This window comes from Streptomyces catenulae, assembly GCF_000718015.1.
Taxonomy (GTDB): Bacteria; Actinomycetota; Actinomycetes; order Streptomycetales; family Streptomycetaceae; genus Streptomyces; species Streptomyces catenulae.
Genome location: NZ_JODY01000016.1, coordinates 1 through 22,602, shown reverse-complemented (window position 1 = coordinate 22,602; position 22,602 = coordinate 1). Strand labels below are relative to the sequence as shown.

Here is a 22,602-nt window from a genome sequence, read left to right as displayed (position 1 = left end):
CGCGTGCCCCGGACCGGCGTCCGTCTGTGCGCGCCCGCGGTCAGCGGTGCGCGGGGAACTCCACCACCTGCTGGTAGGTGGGGCGGTTCTGCCAGCTGATCGCGGTGTGGGTCAGTCCGCCGACGGCGCGGTGGATGATCGCGTCGGAGCACCACTGGTCACCCGCCTTGCAGCTGTCGTCGCCCGGGTAGACCTGTTCGGCCGTCTTCCCGGACGCCTCGCGCAGCGTGTCGAGGAGGGTGTCCCGGCAGGCCGAGAGGTCGCCGTTGCCGCAGAACGGCCGGGCCAGCGGCGCCTGCACCTTGTCACCGAGGACCGAGCGCAGATCCTTGTCGACATAGCTCCACCAGCCGTACTGGAACGCCGATCCGGCGTGCGCCCCGGTCGGGCCGTGGCCCGCCGACGGCGACTCGTCGATCGCCAGGTTGGCGTTGAGCGCCTGGTAGAGGTCGCCGCCCAGCTCCGGGGCGAACGCGCCCTTGACCAGCAGCGGCCACCAGGCGTCCAGCAGCCGGACCGCATCGGGGTGGGTGTAGGTGTGCGATCCGGCGGCGGTCTCCCGGCGCTGGGAGCCGTCCCGGCGCCACGAGTCGAGCTGCTGTACGGCCTTCTTGAGCTGCGGATCGGTGACCGGCTTGCTCTGCAGCACCCGCAGCAGCGCGGGCAGCACGTCCTCACCGCGCAGATCGGTGACGGCCGCCTCGGACATCGCGCGGGTCAGCGCGGCGCGGGTGACGCCGCCCTCGGCGGTGAGGGCCTTGACCCGGTCGTCGAGGAGGTCGGCGCGGTGCACCGGGCCGTTGCCGAAGCCCGCCGAGTCGTAGTCGGCGGCCTGCTTGTTGTTCCAGGAGACGTAGTAGTCCTGGTTGACCGACTGCGGGTGCTCGGCGGGCGGGGTGTAGTCGGTGAGGTTGTTCTCCGGCCGGTAGCCGCGCCACTCGTACTGCGGCTCCGCCTTGATCGGCAGCGCCGGGTCGGTCTTCGGGTTGCGGACGGGGTTGAGGCCGCTGTTGTAGTACGCGATGTCACGGGAGTCGGCGTAGAACCAGTTGAAGGCGTAGCCGATGTGCTGCGCCGCCTGCTGGAACGACCGCGCGTCGTGCACGTACGAGGGGTCGTTGAGCATCTGGAAGCCGATGATGGAGTCGGCCTCGTGGCGGTAGGTGGAGCGCAGCGCCGTGTAGGCGACGGGCTTGCCGCCGATGGTGGCGCGGTGGGTGACGGTGCCGTACTTGGTGCGGAAGACCTGCATCCGGTACGAGCCGGCGGCCGTCGGGTCGGCGATGGTCGGCTTCCAGGAGTTGGTCCGCTCCAGCTTCTCCATCGGGGTGCAGGTGCCGTGGTAGCGGTAGGCGACCGAGTCCTTGGTGGCCGGGGAGCCGTCGGTGTTGCAGAGGTCGACGGCGTAGGTGTCGGTGATGTCCTGCCCGGCGGAGGTGGCGCTCCAGGCGTAGTCCTGGCCGCGGCCCAGCTGGACGTACATGCCGACACCGGCGAAGGAGGCGCCGCGGGCGCTGATGCCCGGCCCCTGGATCTCCTGGAGCATCAGCAGCTGCGGGGCGAAGTAGCCGGTCTGCGGGCCGAAGACGGCGACGGGGTGGCCGCTGGCGGTGCGCTTGCCGGAGACCAGCAGCGCGTTGGACATACCGCGGTGCTGGGTCGGGTCGAAGGAGCCCTTGGGCAGCACGCCGTCCTTGAACAGCCCTTCCAGCTTGCGGTACTTGGCGGGCGCCTTGACCGGCTTCTGCGCGGGCTTCTTGTCGCCCGCCGCGCCGGTGCGGTCGTGGACGAGCGGTTCGGGGGTGACCGAGCCGCGGTCGGGCAGCGCCACGCCCTCGGCCTTGGCGGGCTTGACCGCGTACGGGAAGCTCTGGCCGTCGTGGAGGGTCTTGGTGGCCTCGGGGTCGTTGCGCTCGCGGAAGGACTCCCAGAGCGCGGTGCCCTTCTCGACGCCGTACTTCTGCTGCGCGGAGAGCAGTGCGAGGGCGGACGGCACCTCGCCGCCACCGCCGTTGCCGAAGAGCCCGCCGACGACGGAGGCGAGGGCTATCAGGTCGGTGAGCTTGAAGGGCTGGATCTCCCCGGCGTTGGTGATCGCGTCGACATGGCCGGTGAGCACGTACTCACCCGGGAAGTAGCGGCCGTTCTTCGACTGTTCGCGGTAGGCGTTGATGCCGTCGACGTACGCCTGGGCGTCGTCCATGGCCTGCTTGCCGCGGGCGCCGTTGGTGTCGCGGATCCGGTCGACCTGCGCCTGGAGATCGGCCTCGGTGTACGGCGCCTGGGGCCAGAACTCCTGCTCCAGGCCCTGATTGGCGAGGGCGCCACCGGCGAACGAGGTCAGCTCACCGCGTCCGATGTGGCGGAAGAGATCCATCAGCCACAGCCGGTCCTGGCCTGCGGCGTAGCCCGCGCCGAACTCGGTGCCGTAGCGGGTGGTGCCCTTGATGTGCGGGACGCCGGTCTTCTTGTCCCGGGTGATGGTGACGTCGTCGCGCGGCGCGGTGACCTTGTCGACCTGGTCCTTGGGTACGCCGAAGGAGGAGTCGTTGAAGAAGTCGGTCAGCTTGTCGTCGGTGAGCGACCGGTATCCGCTCGCCAGGGCGCCGTACGGGGCGAGTTGGTCGTCGGAGTGCTCGGGATGGGTGCCGAAGACCTTGCTCGCCAGGATGTCGGCGAGGGTGGCGTTGCCCGTCGCGCCCGGCGGCAGGATGTCGGCGCACTGGCCCTGGCAGTAGTCGGAGTCCTCGGGACCGTCGGCGGCGGTCGCGATGGGGGGCGGTGCCAAGAGCGTGGCACCCAAGGCGAACAGGGCTGCCGCGGCGGCGGTCCTGAGCCTTCCGGTACGTCGTCGCATTCCTGCTCCTCGGGAGGCGGGTGGGGCCGGACGTTACCGCTGGTTACCTCCCCGCGGGAAGATGAACAACAGTCACCTTTTCGTATCCCTCACCGCACACCCCCGACGACCACCACCCCTTCCGCCCCACACCGGGGAACCGCAAGAAAATTCGAGGGATCCGGGCGGCCGTCTGCTGCGTCCCTTCCGTGTCCAGTCGGGTCCTCCCCACGGAGGTGGGATGAATATGGCCGGTTTCAGAGCTTTCGCCGCACAGGTCCGCGATCCGCGGCTCCTCGCCACACGGCGCCGCACCGCCCTGCGCAAATGCCTGGAGCGCTTCGCCCCCTACGGGCACCGCGCCACCTGGCACCACCTGTGCACCCGGGCCGGTATCGCCCCGCAGGACCGCGACCCCGACCCGGCCCGCCTGCTCGCCGCCCTCGCCGAACTGGAGGAGGCACGCACCCTCTGGCTGGCGTACGAGGCGGAGTGCGTCGCCCGGCGCCGCCGGGAGAAGCGGGACGGCATCCGGCAGCCCGGCGCGCTCGACGCCTGGCACCGGCGCACCTGGGGCGGCTGCGAGATCGTGCCGTGCGCGGCCCCGCACCGGCACCCGGCGGCCCCCCTCGCGGCGGTGCTGCGGACCGTCATCGCGGCGATGGAGTCCGGACGGCCGCGGAACGACTGCCCGGTGTGCGGCTCCCCCCGCTTCCGCCCGCTCACCGACACCGACCGCCGCGCCGCCGGACCGGTCTGCGCGGACTGCGGCGTGATCACCCCGGCCGCCCTGCTGACCCGCGACACCCTGGCGGCGGCCCGGCGCGAGGCGCCCGGCGCCGGAACGGTGGCACCGGCGGGGGCCACCGCCGGTCCCGGCGCCCGCTTCGGCGCGTCGATGGCGGCCTGAACAGCCGTAGCCCGGGGCCGGGTTCGTACCCTCGGCGGGCGTTGTCAGACCCCTGTGCCAGCATCGGGGTATGACTCAGGTCGCTCTCAACGGAGCCCGCACCGCGGCGGATTCGGCCGCGGTGCCGCTGTCGCCGACCGCGCTGGCCGAGGCCGCGCGGCGGGCGGTGGCGGCCGGGGCCACCTCCGTCCACGTCCACCCCAAGACCCCCTGCGGACAGGACTCCCTCTCGCCCCGGGTGGTCGCCCCGGTCCTGGAGGCGGTGCGGGCGGCCGTGTCCGTCCCGGTCGGGGTGACGACGGGGGCGTGGGCCGAGCCCGATCCGGCACGGCGGGTGGCGCGGATACGGTCCTGGTCGCTGCTGCCCGACCACGCCTCGGTCAACTGGCACGAGCCCGGCGCCGAGCAGGTGGCCGCCGCGCTGCTCGCCCGGGGCGTGGCGGTGGAGGCCGGGATCTGGTCCGGCACCTCCGGCGCCGCGCGCTTCGCCCGTTCGCCGCTGCGCCCGCGGGTGCTGCGGGTGCTGGCCGAGGTCACCGACACCGACGCGGCGACGGCCCCGACCACGGCCCGGCGGCTGCTGGCCGCCCTCGGCTCCGCCCGGCACGGCCGCCCGGTGCTGCTGCACGGCGAGGAGGGCGGCAGCTGGCCGGTGCTGCGGCTGGCCCTCCGCCTGGGCCTGGCCACCCGGATCGGCATCGAGGACACCCTGCTGCTCCCGGACGGCTCCCCGGCCCGGGACAACGCCGCACTCGTACGCGCCGCACTGGAGTTGGCGGCCACCGGGACACCCGCGGGCGCCTCGCGGACGGCCGGGGCCGCCGGTCCGGCCGCCGCCCGGGAGGCGATATCCGACGGCGGCGCGCCCGGCGGTGCCCCGGGCGCCGCCCCCGGCGGCTGAGGCGCGGCGGAAGCCGCCTCCCGTACCGGCCGCACACCGGCCGGACCACCCACCGACGGCCGCACCGCCGTCCACCCCTGCCGTACGCCATCCGGGCCCGCGGCACAGCCGAGAAGGGGAACACCATGGCCGAGCTGCACGATCTCACCGCCCTCGAACAGGCCCGCGCCATCAGGGCGGGCGACCTCTCCCCCGTCGAGTTGACCGAGCACTACCTCGACCGCGTCGAACGGCTCGACGAGACCGTCGGCGCGTTCCTCACCCGCACCCCGGAGATCGCCCGCGAGCAGGCGGCGGAGGCGGAGCGGACCGCCACCGCCGCCCGCCGCGAGGACCGCCCGCTGCCGCCGCTGCACGGCGTCCCGGTGCCGGTGAAGGACCTCAGCCAGGTCGCCGGGGTGCGCTGCACCATGGGCTCCCTCGCCCTGGACGACCACACGGCCCCCGTCGACGACCACGTCGTCACCCTGCTCCGCGCCGCCGGTACCGTCCTGCTCGGCAAGACCAACACCCCCGAGTTCGGCCTCCCCTGCTACACCGAGAACCGGCTCGGGCCGCCCGCCCGCACCCCGTGGGACCTCGACCGGTCGGCGGGCGGCTCCAGCGGCGGGGCGGGCGCCGCCGTCGCCGCCGGTCTGGCGCCGCTCGCCCACGCCTCGGACGGCGGCGGCTCGATCCGGATCCCGGCCGCGGCGTGCGGTCTGGTCGGCCTCAAGCCCAGCCGCGGGCGGGTCAGTTCCGGCCCGGTGCTCCGCGATGTCACGGGCCTGAGCACCTCCGGCCCGCTGGCCCGTACGGTCGCCGACGCCGCGGCGCTCCTCGACGTCCTGGCCGGGCCGATGCCGGGCGACGCGTCCACCGCGCCCGCGCTGCCGCCGGGCGAGACGTTCACCGCGTATGTGGGGCGCGATCCCGGGCGGCTGCGGATCGGCGTGCTGACCGGGTCGCCGGTGCCGGGCGTCGAGGTGCACGAGGAGTGCCGACGGGCGGTCGGCGACACCGCGGCGCTGCTCAGCGGTGTCGGCCACGAGGTCGAGGAGGTGCCGCTGCCCGCCGACGGCTCCCTCCTGGAGCACTTCGTCCGCGTCTGGTCGGTGGGCGCCGCGAACCGCCCCGTGCCGCCCGGCCGCGAGGAGCTGCTGATGCCGCTCACCCGCCATCTGCGCCGCCTCGGCGCCGCGGTCTCCGGCCCGGAGTTCGCCACGTCCCTGTACACCCTGCAACAGGTCGGCCAGACCGTCGCCGACGTACTGATGCCGCCCGGCGGCTACGACGTGCTGCTCTCCCCCACGACCGCGACACCCCCGCCGAAGGTCGGTGAACTGCGCGACGACGCCGACCCGGAGGCGGAGTTCGCCGCGATCGGCAGGTACTCCCCCTTCACCGCCCTCTCCAACACCACCGGCCAACCGGCGGTCAGCCTCCCGCTGCACGAGACGCCCGAGGGCCTGCCCGTCGGCGTGATGCTGGCGGGACGGTACGGCGAGGAGGCCCGGCTGATAGCGGTGTCGAGCCAGTTGGAGGAGGCGCGGCCCTGGGCGGGGCGGAAGCCGAACCTCTGGTGAGCCCGTCCCGCCCGCGCGGACCGCGTCCGGTGACACGGGCGTGGCCCGCGCGGCGCCGGGGCGCCCGGCCGGAGCGGCGCCCTACTCCGCGGTGTCCTGCTCCGCCGTGCCCTTCTCCGGCCCGCGCCGCCCCGGCGTGCCGTCCGCGCAGCCGCCCGTGGCCCCGCCGGACGGGGTTCCCGGCGCGGGCGGTCTCCGGTCCACCCGCAGCCGCTGGGCGCCCGGGCCCTGTTGGCCGAGGTTGTCGTACGGGTTGGAGAGGGCGCAGCGCTCCAGCGAGAGGCAGCCGCAGCCGATGCAGTCGGTCAGATGGTCGCGGAGGTCGACGAGTTGGCCGATGCGTTCGTCGAGTTCGGCGCGCCATGCCTCGGAGAGGCGGGCCCAGTCGTCGCGGGTGGGGGTGCGTTCGTCGGGGAGTTCGGCGAGCGCGTCGCGGATCACCGCGAGGGGGATGCCGACCCGCTGGGCGGCGCGGACGAAGGCGACGCGGCGCAGTGTGTCGCGGGTGTAGCGGCGCTGGTTACCGGCCGTGCGGGTGCTGGTGATCAGGCCCTTGGTCTCGTAGAAGTGGAGTGCGGAGACGGCGGCGCCGCTGCGCGCGGAGAGCTGGCCGACGGTGAGTTCATGGACCTTGAAGGGAAGCTGGGGCACGGGCCCAGCCTAGGTCCCGCGCCCCGGGCACCGGGCAGCCCTTCGCGGGGCCGGTCGCCTGCCGGGCCGGACGCCTGCCGGGGCGGCCCCCGCCCCCGCCCCCGGCCCCGCGGTCCGTTGACAGCGGCACGCGCACTCCGCATGCTGAGCAAGCGCTTAGCGCATGGATCGGTCAGTGCACGGAAAGCGGCGACGGGCGTCCGGCAGGGCGCGACCGGCGGCGCGGGAAACTTCAGGAGGCGGACGGGATGGCTGAGCCCCGGGTGTTCGGATCGCTCGACGAGCTGCGGGCCGCGGTCGGCGAGGAGCTGGGCCCCAGCGACTGGCTGGAGATCGACCAGCGGCGGATCGACGGGTTCGCCGAGGCCACCGGCGATCACCAGTGGATCCATGTCGACGCGGAGAAGGCGGCGGCCGGTCCGTTCGGCACGACCATCGCGCACGGCTATCTGACGTTGTCGCTGCTGCCCGCCCTCGTCCCGCAGCTGATGCGGGTCGACAACGTCACGATGGGCATCAACTACGGCACCAACAAGGTCCGGTTCCCCGCGCCCGTGCCGGTCGGCTCGCGGGTGCGGGCCACCGCGCGGATCGCGGAGGTCACGGAGGTGCCCGGCGGGGTGCAGCTGACGACGGCGGTGACGGTCGAGCGTGAGGGCGGCGGCAAGCCGGTGTGCGTGGCGGAGTCGGTCAGCCGGTTCACCTTCTGAGCCACGGCCGGGCCGGGGCGGCGCGCACGGCGCCCCGGCCCGGGGCCGTCACGCCACCTCCGCGCCCACCATCCGCAGCACCAGCCCCGCGTAGAGGACGCCGACCTCGTCGGGGGTGCGGCGGCCGTCGGCGGTGAACCAACGGGCGACGTCCACGCAGAGCGACAGCACGGCGAGGGTGGTGCCGGGGACGTCGTCGGCGCGGAACTCGCCGGAGTCCGCGCCGTCCTGGATGATCTGGCGCAGCAGCCGGTCGGTGCGGCGGCGCAGCGCGGTGATCTCGGCGTAGTGCTCGGGGCCGAGCGCCTGGAGTTCGTACTGGATGACCCGGGCGGTGGTGTGGTGTTCGGCGTGCCAGCGGACGAAGGTGCGGACGGCTCCGGCGAGCCGTTCGGCGGCGCTGCCGTCGGCCGCGGCGGCCTCGCCCATGATGGCGAGCGCCTTCTCGTGGCCGATGCCGCTGATGCGGTAGAGCAGTTCCTCCTTCGTCCGGTAGTGGATGTAGAGCGCGGCGGGGCTCATTCCGGCGCGGCCCGCGATGTCGCGGGTGGTGGTCGCGTGGTAGCCGCGTTCGGCGAACGCCTCGACGGCGGCGCGGACCAGGCGCCGTGCGGCGTCCGGGGTCACATCGGCCCACTCGTCACCGGCGTCCGCCGCCTCCCGTGCCTCCGCGTCCATCGCACACCCCGCCTTCGCTCCGCCACGGACCCTCCACGGACGGACCGCACACCTTACCGCGCGGGTGAGCGGACGCTTAGCACATGTCCGCGGGGCGTCGCCGGGCGGGCCGCGCTCCCGGTCCGCGCCGCTGATCAGCGGTGGGACGGCCTCGTACCATGGGGCGCATGGCCCGCCCCCGCAAGCCTCTGCTGAGCCGCGCCCGGATCGTCGCCGCGGCGCTGGCGCTCATCGACGCGGAAGGGCTGACGGCGCTCTCCACCCGGCGGCTCGCCGCCGAGCTGGGGGTGAGCGGCCCGTCCCTCTACAACCACTTCCCGACCAAGGACGCGCTGCTCGACGCGGTCGCCGACACGGTCATCGCGCAGGTCGACGTCACCGCGTTCGCGGACGGCGACTGGCGGACCGGGCTGCTGGGCTGGGCCCGTTCCTACCGCGCCGCGCTCGCCGCGCATCCGCACATCGTGCCGTTCCTGGCACAGGGGCCCGGCCGCCGTCCGGCGGGGTTGCGGATGGCGGACGCGGCGTTCGGCGGGCTGGTCGACGCGGGGTGGCCACCGGCCCAGGCGACCCGGGTCTGTGCGATGGTCCGCTACTTCGTGGCCGGTTCCGCGCTCGGCTCGTTCGCCCGCGGCTTCGTCGACGACCCCGGCGCGTACGACCCGGACACCTATCCGCACCTCGGCCAGGCCCATCTGCTGGCGGAGCACCGGCGCCGGGTGGACGAGGGCGCGTTCGAGGCCGGGTTGCTGGCGCTGGTGGACGGGTTGGCGCTGCACCATCCGCAGGTCAGGCCGGGCGGCCGGTAGCCGCTCCGTACCGGACGCGCCCCCTCGGGCCGGTCCTCACAGCCCTTAGATGTAGAGTGCACCAGCCTCTGACCGGCAGGGGCATTTCGGGCATATGGAGGCATCGTGGGCCAGCGGGACACGAAGGAGGGGGCCGCACCGCAACCGGAGGCGGCGCCCCTCGGCAAGCTCTGGAACTTCGTGCTGGCGGTGCTGCGCGGCCAGGCGCAGGTCGACTTCCTGCCCAACGCCCTCACCGGCGCGATCTTCGCCGTCGCACTCTTCGCCTCCGGCTGGCAGTACGGCGTCTACGGGCTGCTCGGCACGGCCGTCGGCACCGCGACCGCGCGGCTGCTGGGCGTCACCCGGGACCGGATCACCGCCGGTCTGGAGGGCTTCAACGCCTGTCTGGTCGCGGTCGGCTTCGCCGTCTTCCTCGGCGCCGAGCACCTGTCCACCGCACTCCTCGCGCTCGCCGGGAGCGCGGTGGTCACCGTCGTCACCGGCGCCGCCTCCCGGGTCCTGGCGACCTGGGACCTGCCGACGTTCACGCTGCCGTACTGCCTGATGGCCAGCTCCATGACGATCGCGGCGCCCGGCTTCGAGCGGATCTGGCACAACGGTGAGGGGCTCGCCGCACTGACCCACCCGGCGGGCGGCCCGACCACGCTCAGCTGGACCGATCTGTGGCACGCCTTCTTCGCCGACTTCGCGCAGATCTTCTTCATGCCGCAGTGGTACGTGGGTCTGATCTTCCTCATCGGCATCTTCGTGGCCAGCCGCCGGGCCGGGCTGATGGCCTGCGTCGGCAGCGTGGTGGGCATCGTCACCGCTTGGGCGCTGGGCGCACCGGCCACCGACGTCGCCGAGGGCACCATGGGGTACAACGCGGTGCTGGTGACGATGGCGCTGTGCGGCGTGTTCCTCGTCGCCGACGCCTGGAGCCTGGGGTACGCGGTGGTCGCGGCGGCCACCGCGACCTGCCTCAGCTCGGCGATGGCGGCGCTCTTCGCACCGTCCGGCGGCCACACCTTCACCTGGCCGTTCGTCCTCGTCTCGCTGCTCTTCCTGGTCGCCGCCCCGACCTTCCCGCGGCTGCGCCGTCCGGAGGCGGCGGCGCCCGCCGACACCGCGGAGCCCGCGGAGACCCCGGTCGCCGCGGCGGCCTGACGGACGGCGGGCGCGGCGACCTGGCCGAGCCGGTTGCCGGTCAGCCGCAGCGCCGACGCCGTGGAGCGGGCCCGGTCCGGCGCCGCCCGGACCAGCAGGGGAGGCCCCCACCCGCCGGGCCTCGCGGATTCCGTCACGGCCGTTTCCGTTCGTGGGCGGGGCGTGGGGGTGCGGGCGGGTCCGGTACGCAGGTGCCGGACCCGGGGCGCGCCCTAGATGATGCCGATCAGCAGTCCCGCGCACAGCACCACGAGGGAGGTCAGCGCGGCCCACTTCATGGTGAAGCGGGTGTGGTCGCCGAACTCGACGCGGGCCATGCCGATGAGGACGAACACCGCGGGGACCAGCGGGCTGGACATGTGCAGCGGCTGTCCGACGAGGGAGGCGCGGGCGATCTCGACCGGGTCGATGCCGTGGGCGGCGCCCGCCTCGGCGAGGATCGGGACGATGCCGAAGTAGAAGCCGTCGTTGGACATCAGATACGTCAGCGGGATGCTCAACACGCCGGTGACCAGGCCCATGTGGGGGCCCATCGCGTCCGGGACGTTGCCGACCAGCCAGCGGGCCATGTGCTCGACCATGCCGGTGCCGGTCAGCACACCGGTGAAGACGGCGGCGGCGAAGACCATTCCGGAGACGTTCAGGACGTTCTCGGCGTGTGCCGCGATGCGCTCCTTCTGCAGGTGCATCTGCGGGAAGTTGACGGTGAGGGCGAGCGCCGCGCCGATCAGGAAGAGCACCGGGATCGGCAGCGTCTGGAGGATCAGCAGGGTGAGCAGCGCGACGGTGAGCGCGGCGTTGAACCAGTAGAGCTTGGGCCGCAGGGTGGCACGGTGCGGGTCCAGACCCTGGAAACCGTCGTCCGCGGCGTCGGCGGAGGCATCGGCGGGGGCGTCCGTCCCGCCGATGGCCGGTGCCGTACGCGCCGCCGCGGCGCCGCCGGTCGCACCGCCCGCACCGGCCGCGACCTGCGCGGTCTCCTCGGCGTCCGCGGTCGCGGCCGACCGGTCCGCGGTGTCGAAGGAGAGCGCGCCGAGGCGGTTGCGCTCGCGGCGTCCGAGGACGTACGCGAGGACGAGGACGGCGGCGAGGCCACAGGCGAGGGCCGGGATCATGGGGACGAAGATGTCGCCGGCGTCGAGCTTGAGGGCGGTGGCGGCGCGGGCCGTCGGGCCGCCCCAGGGCAGGGTGTTCATCACGCCGTTGGCGGTGGCGGCGACGCCGGTCAGGACGACCATGCTCATTCTGAGCCGCCGGTAGAGCGGGTACATCGCGGAGACCGTGATCATGAAGGTGGTGGAGCCGTCGCCGTCCAGCGAGACGATCGAGGCGAGCACCGCCGTACCGACGACGATGCGCAGCGGATCGGCCTTGCAGAACCGCAGGATGCCCCGGACGACCGGGTCGAAGAGCCCGACGTCGATCATCACGCCGAAGAAGATGATGGCGAACATCAGCATCGCCGCCGTGGGGGCCAGATCGCCGATGCCCTTGATCACGTAATCGCCCAGGTGCGCGCCCTTCCCGGCGAGGACGCAGAACAGTGCGGGGATGAGTACGAGCGCCGCCATCGGCGACACCTTCTTCATCATGATCAGCACCAGGAAGGTCGCGATCATGACAAATCCGAGGATTGTCAGCACGGGGATACCTCACGTTCGCCCTTGAACACCCGCCGGACGGCGGTCGAGGTGACGTTAGGTGGCCGAAACTCGCGTTAACAAGGTCTTGACCTGCGAGCAATACGAGCAAAACACCAGGTCACGAGGGTGAAACGGATATATGGGCCGGAGCGGGGCCGCCACGGGCGCCCCCGGCCCGTCCCGGACCCGTCCCCGCGGCACCGGACCGGCCCCGGCTCACCCGTCGAGATACCGGGCCAGATAGTTGCGCAGCAGCTCCTTCGTCTCGGTGACGATGCCCGGATCGCCCTCGGGCGCGACCCGGAAGGCGAGTTGGAGGAGGGAGTCGGCCGCCTCCACGCCGACGAGGAAGGCGGTGCGCAGCCGCTCGTCGGCGGCGTCCAGCGCGAGGGGCGCGGCGAGCAGCCCGAGGAGGCGGTCGGCGACCGCGTGGTTGGCCTGTCGGGAGTCGCGCGGCGCCGGGACGGTGAACTCGATCAGCGCGAAGCCCGGCACCGTCCGCTTCATGGCGAGGTACTCGTCGACGACCACATCCATCGCACCGCGCCAGCCGACGGGGGCGTCCGGGGCGGTCAGCCGGGCCGTGATGCGGTCGGCGTAGGCGTCGAGGTTGCGTCCGGCGAGCGCCTCGGCCATGGCGCGTTTGTGGGGGAAGAAGCGGTAGACGGAGCCGATCGGCACCCCGGCGCGCCCGGCGACGGCGCGGGTGCTCAGGCCCTCGTAACCGCCCTCCTCCAGCTCCTCGGCGCAGGCGTCGAGGATGCGGGCGAGGCGCTGGGCACTGCGGCGCTGGACGGGGACGCGGCGGAGCGGGGTGGGCTGCTGCACCCCTCCATCCTGCCCGGCGGGCCGCGAGGTGACCGGAAGTCACCCGGATGGCCGCACGAGGTGGCCGGGCGGCGGACCGCCGGAGGTGCGGGAAGACCGGATCCGGCCAACCCGGCCGGGAGTCTCCGTTGACGCCCCTCCCCGCCAATCCTAGGGTTCCCCATAGGATTCCAGGATTCCCTGAGCGGCGGGAGCGTGCGATGACAGGTACGGGCACGGAGCGGGCGGGCGCGGCAGCCGGGGAGCCGGACCTCGCGTACCTCACCGGATTCGGGAACGAACACCACTCCGAGGCGGTGCCCGGCGCACTGCCCGAGGGCCGCAACTCCCCCCAGCGCGCCCCCCACGGCCTCTACGCCGAGCAGCTCAGCGGCTCCGCGTTCACCGAACCGCGCGCCCACAACCACCGGTCGTGGCTCTACCGCATCCGCCCCTCGGCCGCCCATCCCCCGTACACCCGCATCGCCCGCCGCGGGATGCGCTCCGCGCCGTTCACCGACTGTGTGCCGGACCCCAACCGGCTGCGCTGGGACCCGCTGCCCGCGCCGCAGGAGCCGACCGACTTCGTGGACGGCCTGTGGACCCTCGGCGGCAACGGCGACGCGGCGCAGCGCACCGGTATGGCGGTGCATCTGTATCACGCCAACTCCTCCATGACGGACCGGGTGTTCGGCGACGCCGACGGTGAACTGCTGATCGTGCCGGAGGACGGCGCGCTGCTGCTGCACACGGAGTTCGGCGTGCTGCGCGCCGCGCCGGGCGAGGTCGCGCTGATCCCGCGCGGCGTCCGCTTCCGCGCCGTGCTGACCGGCCCGCACGCCCGCGGCTACGTCTGCGAGAACTACGGCCGCCCCTTCCAGCTCCCCGACCTCGGCCCGATCGGCGCCAACGGACTGGCGAACGCCCGGGACTTCCGCGCCCCGGTCGCCGCGTACGAGGACGTCGAGCGGCCCGTCGAGGTGCTCCACAAGTTCTGCGGCAACCTCTGGAGCGCCACCTACGACCACTCCCCGCTCGATGTCGTCGCCTGGCACGGCAACCACGTCCCGTACGTCTACGACCTGCGCCGTTTCAATGTCATCGGGTCGATCAGCTACGACCACCCGGACCCGTCGATCTTCACCGTCCTCACCTCGCCGTCCGACACCCCGGGGCTGGCCGGGGTGGACTTCGTGGTCTTCGCGCCGCGCTGGCTGGTCGGCGAGGACACCTTCCGGCCGCCGTACTTCCACCGCAATGTGATGACCGAGTACATGGGCCTGATCGAGGGCGCCTACGACGCCAAGACCGGCGGGCGGGGCGGGTTCGTGCCCGGCGGCGGCTCGCTGCACAACATGATGTCGGCGCACGGCCCGGACCGGGACACGTTCGAGCGGGCGAGCGCCGCGGAGTTGGCGCCGCAGAAGATCGACGACGGTCTTGCCTTCATGTTCGAGACCCGCTGGCCGCTGACGCTCACCGATCAGGCCAAGGAGGCCGACCACCTGCAGCGCGGCTACGACGACGTATGGCAGGGTCTGACGCGCCACTTCCGCCCGTGACACCGGGGAACGCCCTGTGACGACCTTCGCGCCCGACTCCCTCGCGCTGAACCGCAAACTGCCCCTGTGGTACCAGGTTTCGCAGTCGCTGCGCGCCTCCATACTGGGCCGCTCCCCCGAGGCGCCGCTGCGGCTGCCGACCGAGGACACGCTCGCCGCGCACTACGGCGTCAGCGTGCTGACCATGCGCCAGGCGCTGAAGGAGCTGGAGACGGAGGGGCTGATCAGCCGGCACCGGCGGCGCGGCACGTTCATCGAGCCGAGCGCCCGGCGCGGCGCCCCGGTGCGGCTGCTCGGTTCGGTGGACGCGATCGTGGCCCAGCAGTCCGGGATGACCTCCCGGCTGCTGGAGCACGGGCCGGTCCCGGTGCCGCCGGAACTGGCGGAGTTCTTCCCCGGGTTGCGGGAGGTCGCCGGGTATGTCCGGCTGCGCAGCGACGAGAAGAGCGGCGAGCCGACCAACCACGCCCGCAACTACGTCCACCCCGAGGTCGCCGCCCGGATCGACCCGGCCGAACTGGCGCACCGGCCGATGACGAAGGTGCTGCGGGACACCATCGGCGTACGCATCAGCCGGATCACCGACACCGTCGAGGCGCGGCTCGCCGACCCGGAGACCGCCCGGCTGCTCCGGGTGCCGCTGCTCAGCCCGATCCTGCACTACACCGGCATCACCTACGACGAGTCGGGCCGGGCGGTCGACGTCACACACATCCACTACCGCGGCGACCGGTTCTCCTTCACCGTCACCCTGGACGCCGACTGAACCGGGTGCCCCGGCGTCAGATGCGTTCCAGGCTGCGGCCGGTGGTCCGCGGGCCGAGCAGCGCCACGTCCAGACAGAGCAGCACCATCAGCGCCGCCGAGCCGGTGAAGACACCCACCGGACCCAGCGCGGCGAGGACGCCCAGCGCGACGAACGGCAGCACCACCGACGTCAGCCGGGAGAGCGAGTACGCGATCCCGATGGCGCTGGAGCGCAGCCCGGTCGGGAAGATCTCCGTCTGGTAGACGTGGAAGGCGTTGGAGAAGACGTTGCTGCACACCGTCAGCAGCACGCCGAAGGCGACGATCGCCCAGGGCGCGGAGGCGAAGCCGAAGGCCATCCCGCATCCGGCGATGCCCAGCGCGGAGACGATGATCAGGGTGCGGCGCTCGATCCGGTCGATCAGCGGGACGGAGAGGGCGGAGCCCAGCGGGTAGCCGCAGTAGCTGAGCGCCGCGTAGAGCAGTGAGTCGGTGACGGTGTGGCCCTTGGCGGTCAGCACGACCGGCGCCAGCGAGCCGAAGCCGTAGTAGCCGACGGTCTGCAGCACCTGGAAGATCCACCACATGACGGTCCGCCGCCGGTAGGTGCCGCGGAACATCTCCCCCAGCGGCACCCGCCGCTCCGGTACGTCCACCGTTTCCGGCACCGACGGCAGCGTCCCGCCGCTCTCGGCCGCCGCCTCGTCCTCCAACCGCCGCACGATCACCTCCGCCTCCGCCTCCCGGCCCCGGACGGCGAGCCAGCGCGGCGACTCGGGCAGAGTGCGCCGCATCACCTGGAGGAAGGCGGCGCCCAGCGCCCCCGCGATCAGCAGCCACCGCCAGCCGTCGAGGCCCAGCAGCCGCTCGCCCGCGACCAGCCGGGCGCCGAGCAGCGCCGCCACCGGGACGCCCAGGAAGCCGACGGTGTACGCGTACGCGAGGTAGCGGCCGCGGACCGCGCGGGGCAGGAACTCCGCGAGGTAGGTGTCGACCAGCACCAGTTCGGCGCCGAGGCCGAGCCCCGCGAGGAACCGCAGCGCGAGCAGCGTCCCGAGGTCCGGCGCGAAGGCGGACAGCAGCGAGAAGAGGGCGTACGCACCGAGGTTGACGAGGAACATCCGGCGCCGCCCGAGCCGGTCGGCGAGGACCGACAGCACATTGGCACCGGCGAACATCCCGAGGAACCCGGCGGCGATCACCCAGGACTTGGCGGTGGGCCCCAGGCCCCAGCTGTCGGCGAGGACGGCGGCGAGCACCCCGCCGAGGAAGATCTCGTACAGGTCGAAGAAGGCGCCGACGCCGACGAGCAGCGTCATTCTGCGGTGGCGGCGCGTCGGCGGCAGCCGGTCGAGCCGGGCGGCGGTCCGCACACCGGCGACGGCGGTGTCCGTCATGGGCGTTCCTCCTCCGGGCCCCGGCCGGGCACGGCACTCCCGCGCGGCCGCCGGGACGCACGGCGAGGACCGTACCCGCCGCGATCACCCGGCGGAACCCCGCGTTCAGCGCCCGGAACCCGCCCCGTACACCCGGCCGTCGGGGCCCGGGGGCGGCGGCGGGAGCCCGCTGCCACGTCCTACGATGCCGGGGTCGGCCGAACGGTCCGGAGGGGGCTTGGTGTGACGGCGAAGCAGGACGCGCCACTGCTGTCCGATCTGCTGCCCTGGTCGGTGCCGCCGCTGCGGCCCGGCCGCGCCTGGGTCACCGACCCCGACCCGGCGGCGCTGCGCCGCCGCTGGGACGCGCTGGTCGCCACCGACGACCCGGCCGAACGCGCCCGGCTGCTCCGCCCCTCACGCGCCCGGACGCTGCACACCGCCGTCGGGCAGCTGCCCGGTCAGGCCACCGCGACCGGTGCGCTGGCGGACGCCGCGGGCCGCTGCCCCGAGCCGGTGCGGTACGCCCACGGCGGCCACGACCTGCGGTGGCTGCTCCCCGACCACCGGCTGCTCGACGCGGCCCGGCCGGAGCTGTGGCGGGTCGCCGACGACCGGCAGCTCTTCGTCGTGGAGTGGGCCGCACCGCCGCGCGGCAGCGATCCGCCGCTGCTGTGCACCGCGGCGTTGCCCGACGGACGCGCACCGTCCGGCCGCGGCGGGCGGATCCGCCCGCTCCACCGACGGCCCGGCGGCCACGAACCGAACCTCGCGCCCGGCCTGACCGCGCTGCTCACGGAGCGGTTGGGCCGCCCGGTGGCGGCGGCCGACGTCCTGGCCTGGGCGATGGCGGCGGCGCGGCCCGCCGCCGGTGGCTGCGCGGTGCCGCTGCCCGCGGACGCCGGGCTGTGGGAGCGCGGGGTGGCGCTCGGCGAGCGGCTGGTGTGGCTCCAGACCCGCGGCGCCCACGACCGCGGCGGCCCGGCAGGCGCCCGCCCCCGGATGCCGGGCGGCCGCCGCCCGTACGTCCGCGCCCCGCTGCCCATCCGCGGGCTGCCCGCGGACTGCGCGTACGACGCGGACGAGGAGGCGCTGCTGCTCGGCGCCGGACGGATCGCCCCGGTACCGGCGGGCGCCTGGGCGTACCACGCGGACGGGGTGCGGGTGTTGGAGGCGTGGTGCGCGGCGCGGTCGGCGACGGCCGGGGCGGACGGGGCGGAGCCGCTGGCGGCGCTCGGGACGGACGGCTGGCCCCCGGAGTGGACGACGGAGCTGCTGGAGCTGGTCACCGTGCTGGCGCTGCTGGCCGAGGCGGAGCCGGAGCGCGCCGCGCTGCGCGAGGAGGCGGCGGGGGCGCCGGGGATCGGGGTGGCGGAGCTGCGGGCGGCCGGGGTGCTGCCGGTTCCGGCGCGGGCCCGGCGCCCGGCGTCGGTCCTCGACCATCAGGAGGAAGGGCCCGGCGGGCAGTTCGCGCTGCTCTGAGCCGGGCGGGACATCTGGGTGCGGATACGCAAAAACCACCCGTCACGGGCAACGGGTGGTGGGTGGCGGGGCGCCGTCCCGGGCCGGACGGGCGGGGGGCCGCCGCGCCGCACCGGGACGGCGTGGCCGCCGGGGTGCCGAGGTCAGCTGCGGGTCAGCCGTGGCCGCCGAACAGCGAACGCCGCAGCCTGCGCAGCGGCGCGAACAACGACACCCGTGCGCCGCGGCTGCGCCGCGTACGCATGTGATCACGAGCCGTCAGTTCCTGCATCAGTGACGTCGCACCCTGCGCCTCACGCTGCGGGATGGCAGGGCCGCCCAGCACCGCGAGGTGACGGTCGAGGCGCGCACTGGACGCGCCGCTTTTGCAGGTGATGGCAGGGACTCGCGCCCTGCTGCGCACTGTTATCTGTTCCATGACTCTCCCCACCCGTACGAGGGCACCCGGCCCCGGGCAGGGTAACCCTATCTCTCCCCGAGGACACACGTGCAGACCGGCCATCGGTTTCACCTGCCTCGCCGTGGTGTTGTCCGCCACCCTACGGAAGATCACGTACGGGGGTGCGCGGACGGCGAGTTGAACCCCCGTCGGGACGGGGCCGGGCGGGCGACGCGGCGCGGGAGGGCCCCCGATCGGGGAACCCTCCCGTACATCCGAGTGGGCCCCGGGTCAGGCGGCGGAGCGGAAGACCGGCAGGTAGCCGCTCGACTGGCCGGTGGCCGTGGGGTGGTACGACTCGTCGACCGGCACGGTGACACTGTGCAGCCAGGCGCTGCCGGAGCAGAGCTCGTGGCCGCTGAAGGTCGTGTTGACGTCGGCGAAGGAGAAGCCGTGGTCGGCGGCGCGCTTCGCGGTGACGCTGTTGATCTCGTCGGCGGCGCCGTTGATGGCGGCGCGGGACTTGTCGGAGAGCCCCGCGACGCAGCTGCCGCCGATCTTGTAGAAGTGCGGGTAGCCGAGTACCACCACATGGGCGGACGGCGCCTTCTGGGATATCGCGCCGTAGACGCTGTCGAGCTGCCCGGGGAGCGTGTTGTCCACGTAGGAGACCGCCTTCGAGACGGCCGTCAGGCAGGCGCTCTCGCCCTGGAGGGCACAGGTGGTCATGGTGTCGGCGAAGCCGGCGTCGTTGCCGCCGATGCTGATGCTGACCAGGCCGGTCGATGAGCTCAGCGGGGCGAGCTGCCCGTTCAGCACATCGCCCGTCTTGGCGCCGGAGCAGGCGGTGAAGTCGAAGGACGAGGGCGAGTTGGCGGCCGCCCACAGCGCGGGATAGGACTTCGTGCTGCGTTTGCAGGAGCCGCTGGCGCTGTCGTAACTGCCGGCACCGACACCGGCGGAGTAGGAGTCACCGAGAGCCACGTAACCGGTGGCCGCCAGGGGCCGTTCGGCGGCGGTGGCGGCGCTCGCGCCGGTGAGCACGAGCGCCATGGTGGCGAAGAGGGCGGACGTCGCCTTGGCGACGCGGGACAGTCTCATGGAACCTCCCTGAGGCAGGATCTCTGCCGACTTGTTAGTAGCAGGACTCACGGGTAACAGGAAGTGCTCATGTCAAAACTCGTAGAGAGTTCACGGCAAGTGCCCCGATTTGTTGGGCGCGTTGTTCACCCGGAGACATGACCCACGCCACGCCAACCCCATGCGTCCCGTACGCATCGACACCCGGAGACTGTCCGTAAAGTCCCGTCGTGCGCCCCGGGTCCGCGACCGCTCCCGTACGCCGCGGAGCGGCGCCGGACGCACCGCGGTGCCGCACCCGAGGGGTACGGCACCGCGTCCGCCGGGCACGCGGCCCGGCGACGGAGAGTCACCAGGAGGACTTGGTGACCCCGGGAAGGAATCCGGCGTGCGCCTGCTGCCGCATCCGTACGCGGGACATCCCGAACTTCCGGAGATGGCCGCGGGGGCGCCCGTCGACGCTGTCGCGGTTGCGCACCCGGGTGGCGCTGGCGTCGCGCGGCTGGCGGCGCAACTCGGCGAGGGCGGCGGCGCGTTCGGCGTCGGAGGTGGACGGCCGCCGGATGATCTCCTTCAGCTCGGCGCGCCGGGCCGCGTAGCGGGCGACGAGCACCTTGCGCCGCTCATTCTTCGCGATCTTGCTCTGCTTGGCCATCAGACCTTCCCTCCCCGTGCGCGGATCCGCGCCACCGCCGCCTCGATGCCGATGACGTCCACCGTCTTGATCGCCCGGGCGCTGAGCGTGAGGCGGACATGACGCCCCTCGCTCGGCAGCCAGTAGCGCTTGCGCTGGATGTTCGGGTCGAAGCGGCGGGAGGTGCGGCGGTGCGAATGAGAGATCGCGTTACCGAAGCCGGGCCGGGCTCCGGTCAGTTGGCAGTGGGCGGACATGAGAGGCATCACCTTTCCCGGGAGGGGTTGTCGATAATGAAAACCATTCCCATATAGTAGCGGCATGGCTCGCAACGAACTCCGCCCGGTCGTCAAGCTCCGCTCCACCGCCGGTACCGGCTACACCTACGTCACCCGCAAGAACCGCCGGAACGACCCCGACCGCCTCGTCCTGCGCAAGTACGACCCGGTCGCCGGTCGCCATGTCGACTTCCGCGAGGAGCGCTGAGCGGGCCGCGCGCCCGGAGACCGACGCCGTGCCGCCCGCCCCGGATCACCGCCCCCACCGAAGAACCCGCACCGGCAGAAACATCTGCAGACGCACCGACAGACGCGTCGACAGACACATCGACAGAACAGGCAGGACCCCTTCATGAAGCCAGGCATCCACCCCGCCTACGGGCCCGTCGTCTTCCGCGACAAGGCCGCCGGATTCGCCTTCCTCACCCGCTCCACCGCCACCTCCGACACCACCGTCGAGTGGGAGGACGGCCACACCTACCCCGTCATCGACGTCGAGATCTCCTCGCGCAGCCACCCCTTCTACACCGGCCAGACGCGCGTCCTCGACACCGCCGGACGCGTCGAACGCTTCGAGCGCCGCTACGGCCGACAGGGCGGGCGGGACGACCGGCGGGACGACCGATGAGCGGCACCGGCCACCCGCTCCCCGTCGTCCTGGTCGGCGGGCTGCACGCCGAGGCCCGGCAGGAGGTCGTCCAGCGGCTGCTGACCGCGGTGCCGGACGCCGTCGCCCTCCACCACGACCTCGGCGCCGCGGCCGACGGAACCGTGCTGCGCACCCTCCGCGATGCCAGCGGCGCGCTGTCCCGCGACACCGCGCCGCTGGTCAACGACTGTGCCTGCTGTGCGCTGCGGGAGGATCTGGTCCCCGAACTCCGGCGGCTGGCCGACAGCGGGCTGCACCGGCTCGCCGTCGTCGAACTGTGGGACTCCGTGGAGCCGCGCGCGATGGCCGAGGTCGTCGCGGCCCACGGCGGGGACGGGCTGCGCCTGACCACCGTCGTCACCGCCGTCGATCCCTCGCTCGTGCTGCCCGTCCTGTCCAACGGCGACGACCTCGCCGAGGCCGGACTCGCCGCTGCCGCCACCGATCAGCGCACCGTCGGCGACACCTGGGCGCGCCAGTTGGAGTACCCGCCGGTCCTCGCCCTCGTGGACAGCCCGGACGCCGACGACGCGGACCACACCCTGCTGGCCCAGCTGCACCCGACGGCCCGGCGCCTCCCGGCGACGTCCGGGCTGCTGGTCCGGGCGGCACTCGGCGAGGACGGCGGGTTCGATGTGGACGCCGCGGCGGCGGCCCAGCATCCGGCGTGCGCCCTGCTGCCGCAGGAGGCCGACGAGTCCGGTGTGACGACCCTGGTCTGGCGCCGTCACCGGCCCTTCCACCCGGAGCGGCTCTACGCCGCACTGGAGGACCTGACCTGCGCCGCGGCCCGCAGCCGGGGCCGCTTCTGGCTCGCCGACCGCCCCGACGCACTGCTCGCCTGGGACGCCGCCGGAGGTGCCCTCTGCGTGGAGAGCGCCGGACCGTGGCTCGCCTCGCTGCCGGACGCCGCCTGGGAACTGGTGCCACCGGTCCGTCGCGCGGCCGCTGCCCTGGACTGGCACCCCGAACACGGCGACCGCTGCCAACACCTGGTCTTCACCGCCCCCGGCCTGGACCGCGACGGCCTCACCCACCTGCTCGACTCCTGCCTGCTGACGGACGCGGAGTGCGCCGGGGGCCACGCGGCGTGGAAGAAGCTCCCGGGAGCGTTCGACGAACTGCTGGAGCGTGCTTCCTGATGGTGTGGGGGGGGAGAGCGGGTGTGTGGCGGTGGGTGTGCCGGGGCTTGGGCTTCCGCCGGCAGTCGGTGCGTTCGGCGTCGGCCGGTGCCCTCGCCCGAGACCGGGGCACAGGCTTCCGCCAGTCGGTCGGTGCCTTCGGCTGTGGCCGGGGCCGGTGCCTTCAGCGTCGTCGTTGACGATGCCGCGGCCCTCTCCTCCAGGGCGTCTGCCCGCCCTGAGCTTCGGCTCCTCCCCCACCGCCGCCGTTCTCTACCGAACTTGATCTCCCTCTCCCCCTCCTTCCTCCTTCCTCCTTCCTCCTTCCTCCTTCCTCCTTCCTCCTTCCTCCTTCGAAAGGTTCTGCCATGACTCGTCGTCCCGATCCCCGCAAGGGGTCCCGGCCCCGTCCCAACCCCCTTGACCGGGCGGGCATCACCACCGTCGACTACAAGGACACCGCCCTGCTCCGGACCTTCCTCTCCGACCGGGGCAAGATCCGCAGCCGCCGGATCACCCGTGTCACCGCACAGCAGCAGCGGCAGCTGGCCCGCGCCATCAAGAACGCCCGGGAGATGGCACTACTGCCGTACGCATCGCGGTGAAGGTGGGGCGGGGGCTGGGGCGTTGTGGGG

General features: G+C 73.5%; 23 protein-coding genes. 13 read left to right on the top strand and 10 right to left on the bottom strand.

Translation table 11 applies throughout. The features are described 5' to 3' along the window. Positions 1-40: 40 nt before the first annotated feature. Entirely contained in the window at positions 41-2,857 is a 2,817-nt protein-coding gene (locus IF23_RS0115930) for a penicillin acylase family protein (RefSeq protein ID WP_030284114.1), read from the bottom strand. A 226-nt stretch (positions 2,858-3,083) separates the two neighbouring features. Between IF23_RS0115930 and IF23_RS0115925 the strand changes: the two genes are divergently transcribed. From IF23_RS0115925 to IF23_RS0115915, 3 genes are all read left to right on the top strand, one after another. Further along, the gene (locus IF23_RS0115925; protein ID WP_030284112.1) at positions 3,084-3,746 is read left to right on the top strand and encodes a hypothetical protein; all 663 of its coding nucleotides are present in this window, start codon (positions 3,084-3,086) and stop codon (positions 3,744-3,746) included. A 70-nt stretch (positions 3,747-3,816) separates the two neighbouring features. Beyond that, positions 3,817-4,647: a 3-keto-5-aminohexanoate cleavage protein gene (locus tag IF23_RS0115920; RefSeq protein ID WP_078654010.1), complete on the top strand. Its 831-nt coding sequence runs from the start codon at positions 3,817-3,819 to the stop codon at positions 4,645-4,647. A 125-nt stretch (positions 4,648-4,772) separates the two neighbouring features. After that, positions 4,773-6,212, top strand: a complete 1,440-nt coding sequence (locus tag IF23_RS0115915) for an amidase (protein ID WP_030284108.1) — start codon at positions 4,773-4,775, stop codon at positions 6,210-6,212. Between the two features lie 81 nt (positions 6,213-6,293). On the opposite strand, the gene soxR is transcribed toward IF23_RS0115915, so the two are convergent. Next, complete coding sequence (gene soxR, locus IF23_RS0115910; protein WP_051739598.1) at positions 6,294-6,863, bottom strand: redox-sensitive transcriptional activator SoxR; 570 nt, start codon at positions 6,861-6,863, stop codon at positions 6,294-6,296. A 248-nt stretch (positions 6,864-7,111) separates the two neighbouring features. On the opposite strand from soxR, the gene IF23_RS0115905 reads away from it, so the two are divergent. Next, positions 7,112-7,573 carry a MaoC family dehydratase gene (locus tag IF23_RS0115905; RefSeq protein ID WP_030284105.1) on the top strand — a complete coding sequence of 154 codons (462 nt, stop codon included), beginning with the start codon at positions 7,112-7,114 and terminating at the stop codon, positions 7,571-7,573. Positions 7,574-7,621: 48 nt separating this feature from the next. On the opposite strand, the gene IF23_RS0115900 is transcribed toward IF23_RS0115905, so the two are convergent. Further along, complete coding sequence (locus tag IF23_RS0115900) at positions 7,622-8,251, bottom strand: TetR/AcrR family transcriptional regulator (protein ID WP_030284103.1); 630 nt, start codon at positions 8,249-8,251, stop codon at positions 7,622-7,624. Positions 8,252-8,418: 167 nt separating this feature from the next. On the opposite strand from IF23_RS0115900, the gene IF23_RS0115895 reads away from it, so the two are divergent. Beyond that, positions 8,419-9,060, top strand: coding sequence for a TetR/AcrR family transcriptional regulator (locus IF23_RS0115895; RefSeq protein ID WP_030284102.1), 642 nt, complete (start codon positions 8,419-8,421; stop codon positions 9,058-9,060). Positions 9,061-9,165: 105 nt separating this feature from the next. Next, positions 9,166-10,209 (top strand): urea transporter, encoded by a 1,044-nt coding sequence (locus IF23_RS0115890; protein WP_078654009.1) that lies wholly within the window; start codon positions 9,166-9,168, stop codon positions 10,207-10,209. Between the two features lie 212 nt (positions 10,210-10,421). Here the strand turns inward: IF23_RS0115890 and IF23_RS0115885 are convergent, their stop codons facing one another. Together IF23_RS0115885 and IF23_RS0115880 are read right to left on the bottom strand one after the other, a co-directional pair. After that, the gene (locus IF23_RS0115885; RefSeq protein ID WP_030284099.1) at positions 10,422-11,852 is read right to left on the bottom strand and encodes a CitMHS family transporter; all 1,431 of its coding nucleotides are present in this window, start codon (positions 11,850-11,852) and stop codon (positions 10,422-10,424) included. Between the two features lie 216 nt (positions 11,853-12,068). Further along, positions 12,069-12,680, bottom strand: coding sequence for a TetR/AcrR family transcriptional regulator (locus IF23_RS0115880; protein WP_030284097.1), 612 nt, complete (start codon positions 12,678-12,680; stop codon positions 12,069-12,071). A gap of 200 nt (positions 12,681-12,880) precedes the next feature. Here IF23_RS0115880 and hmgA point away from each other — a divergent pair, with 200 nt between their 5' ends. After that, complete coding sequence (gene hmgA, locus IF23_RS0115875) at positions 12,881-14,221, top strand: homogentisate 1,2-dioxygenase (RefSeq protein WP_030284096.1); 1,341 nt, start codon at positions 12,881-12,883, stop codon at positions 14,219-14,221. A 16-nt stretch (positions 14,222-14,237) separates the two neighbouring features. After that, a complete protein-coding gene (locus tag IF23_RS0115870; protein ID WP_030284094.1) occupies positions 14,238-14,987 on the top strand; it encodes a GntR family transcriptional regulator in 750 nt (249 codons plus the stop codon). Between the two features lie 16 nt (positions 14,988-15,003). On the opposite strand, the gene IF23_RS0115865 is transcribed toward IF23_RS0115870, so the two are convergent. Further along, positions 15,004-16,365, bottom strand: coding sequence for an MFS transporter (locus tag IF23_RS0115865; RefSeq protein ID WP_030284093.1), 1,362 nt, complete (start codon positions 16,363-16,365; stop codon positions 15,004-15,006). Between the two features lie 222 nt (positions 16,366-16,587). Between IF23_RS0115865 and IF23_RS0115860 the strand changes: the two genes are divergently transcribed. Then, the gene (locus tag IF23_RS0115860) at positions 16,588-17,826 is read left to right on the top strand and encodes a type ISP restriction/modification enzyme (protein WP_030284091.1); all 1,239 of its coding nucleotides are present in this window, start codon (positions 16,588-16,590) and stop codon (positions 17,824-17,826) included. 154 nt (positions 17,827-17,980) lie between these two features. On the opposite strand, the gene IF23_RS32660 is transcribed toward IF23_RS0115860, so the two are convergent. From IF23_RS32660 to rpmB, 4 genes are all read right to left on the bottom strand, one after another. Beyond that, positions 17,981-18,244: a hypothetical protein gene (locus tag IF23_RS32660; RefSeq protein ID WP_078654008.1), complete on the bottom strand. Its 264-nt coding sequence runs from the start codon at positions 18,242-18,244 to the stop codon at positions 17,981-17,983. 252 nt (positions 18,245-18,496) lie between these two features. Further along, the gene (locus IF23_RS0115855) at positions 18,497-19,306 is read right to left on the bottom strand and encodes an SGNH/GDSL hydrolase family protein (protein WP_030284089.1); all 810 of its coding nucleotides are present in this window, start codon (positions 19,304-19,306) and stop codon (positions 18,497-18,499) included. A 328-nt stretch (positions 19,307-19,634) separates the two neighbouring features. Beyond that, positions 19,635-19,940 (bottom strand): 30S ribosomal protein S14, encoded by a 306-nt coding sequence (gene rpsN / locus IF23_RS0115850; protein WP_030284088.1) that lies wholly within the window; start codon positions 19,938-19,940, stop codon positions 19,635-19,637. Next, positions 19,940-20,176, bottom strand: coding sequence for a 50S ribosomal protein L28 (rpmB, locus tag IF23_RS0115845; protein ID WP_030284086.1), 237 nt, complete (start codon positions 20,174-20,176; stop codon positions 19,940-19,942). Before rpmB ends, rpsN begins: the two co-directional genes overlap by 1 nt. Positions 20,177-20,240: 64 nt before the next feature. Here rpmB and rpmG point away from each other — a divergent pair, with 64 nt between their 5' ends. From rpmG to rpsR, 4 genes are all read left to right on the top strand, one after another. Continuing rightward, positions 20,241-20,405, top strand: a complete 165-nt coding sequence (gene rpmG, locus IF23_RS0115840; RefSeq protein WP_030284084.1) for a 50S ribosomal protein L33 — start codon at positions 20,241-20,243, stop codon at positions 20,403-20,405. Between the two features lie 144 nt (positions 20,406-20,549). After that, positions 20,550-20,825, top strand: a complete 276-nt coding sequence (locus IF23_RS0115835; protein WP_030284083.1) for a type B 50S ribosomal protein L31 — start codon at positions 20,550-20,552, stop codon at positions 20,823-20,825. After that, a complete protein-coding gene (locus tag IF23_RS0115830; RefSeq protein ID WP_030284081.1) occupies positions 20,822-21,988 on the top strand; it encodes a CobW family GTP-binding protein in 1,167 nt (388 codons plus the stop codon). Before IF23_RS0115835 ends, IF23_RS0115830 begins: the two co-directional genes overlap by 4 nt. A 347-nt stretch (positions 21,989-22,335) precedes the next feature. Then, complete coding sequence (rpsR, locus tag IF23_RS0115825) at positions 22,336-22,572, top strand: 30S ribosomal protein S18 (protein ID WP_030284080.1); 237 nt, start codon at positions 22,336-22,338, stop codon at positions 22,570-22,572. Positions 22,573-22,602 lie beyond the last annotated feature (30 nt).

Excerpts from the sequence above, each read along its gene's own strand:
- IF23_RS0115930 (WP_030284114.1), bottom strand. The coding sequence starts at position 2,857 with ATGCGACGACGTACCGGAAGGCTCAGGACCGCCGCCGCGGCAGCCCTG.
- IF23_RS0115925 (WP_030284112.1), top strand. The coding sequence starts at position 3,084 with ATGGCCGGTTTCAGAGCTTTCGCCGCACAGGTCCGCGATCCGCGGCTC.
- IF23_RS0115920 (WP_078654010.1), top strand. The coding sequence starts at position 3,817 with ATGACTCAGGTCGCTCTCAACGGAGCCCGCACCGCGGCGGATTCGGCC.
- IF23_RS0115915 (WP_030284108.1), top strand. The coding sequence starts at position 4,773 with ATGGCCGAGCTGCACGATCTCACCGCCCTCGAACAGGCCCGCGCCATC.
- IF23_RS0115905 (WP_030284105.1), top strand. The coding sequence starts at position 7,112 with ATGGCTGAGCCCCGGGTGTTCGGATCGCTCGACGAGCTGCGGGCCGCG.
- IF23_RS0115900 (WP_030284103.1), bottom strand. The coding sequence starts at position 8,251 with ATGGACGCGGAGGCACGGGAGGCGGCGGACGCCGGTGACGAGTGGGCC.
- IF23_RS0115895 (WP_030284102.1), top strand. The coding sequence starts at position 8,419 with ATGGCCCGCCCCCGCAAGCCTCTGCTGAGCCGCGCCCGGATCGTCGCC.
- hmgA (WP_030284096.1), top strand. The coding sequence starts at position 12,881 with ATGACAGGTACGGGCACGGAGCGGGCGGGCGCGGCAGCCGGGGAGCCG.
- IF23_RS0115865 (WP_030284093.1), bottom strand. The coding sequence starts at position 16,365 with ATGACGGACACCGCCGTCGCCGGTGTGCGGACCGCCGCCCGGCTCGAC.
- IF23_RS32660 (WP_078654008.1), bottom strand. The coding sequence starts at position 18,244 with ATGGAACAGATAACAGTGCGCAGCAGGGCGCGAGTCCCTGCCATCACC.
- IF23_RS0115855 (WP_030284089.1), bottom strand. The coding sequence starts at position 19,306 with ATGAGACTGTCCCGCGTCGCCAAGGCGACGTCCGCCCTCTTCGCCACC.
- rpsN (WP_030284088.1), bottom strand. The coding sequence starts at position 19,940 with ATGGCCAAGCAGAGCAAGATCGCGAAGAATGAGCGGCGCAAGGTGCTC.
- rpmB (WP_030284086.1), bottom strand. The coding sequence starts at position 20,176 with ATGTCCGCCCACTGCCAACTGACCGGAGCCCGGCCCGGCTTCGGTAAC.
- rpmG (WP_030284084.1), top strand. The coding sequence starts at position 20,241 with ATGGCTCGCAACGAACTCCGCCCGGTCGTCAAGCTCCGCTCCACCGCC.
- IF23_RS0115835 (WP_030284083.1), top strand. The coding sequence starts at position 20,550 with ATGAAGCCAGGCATCCACCCCGCCTACGGGCCCGTCGTCTTCCGCGAC.
- IF23_RS0115830 (WP_030284081.1), top strand. The coding sequence starts at position 20,822 with ATGAGCGGCACCGGCCACCCGCTCCCCGTCGTCCTGGTCGGCGGGCTG.
- rpsR (WP_030284080.1), top strand. The coding sequence starts at position 22,336 with ATGACTCGTCGTCCCGATCCCCGCAAGGGGTCCCGGCCCCGTCCCAAC.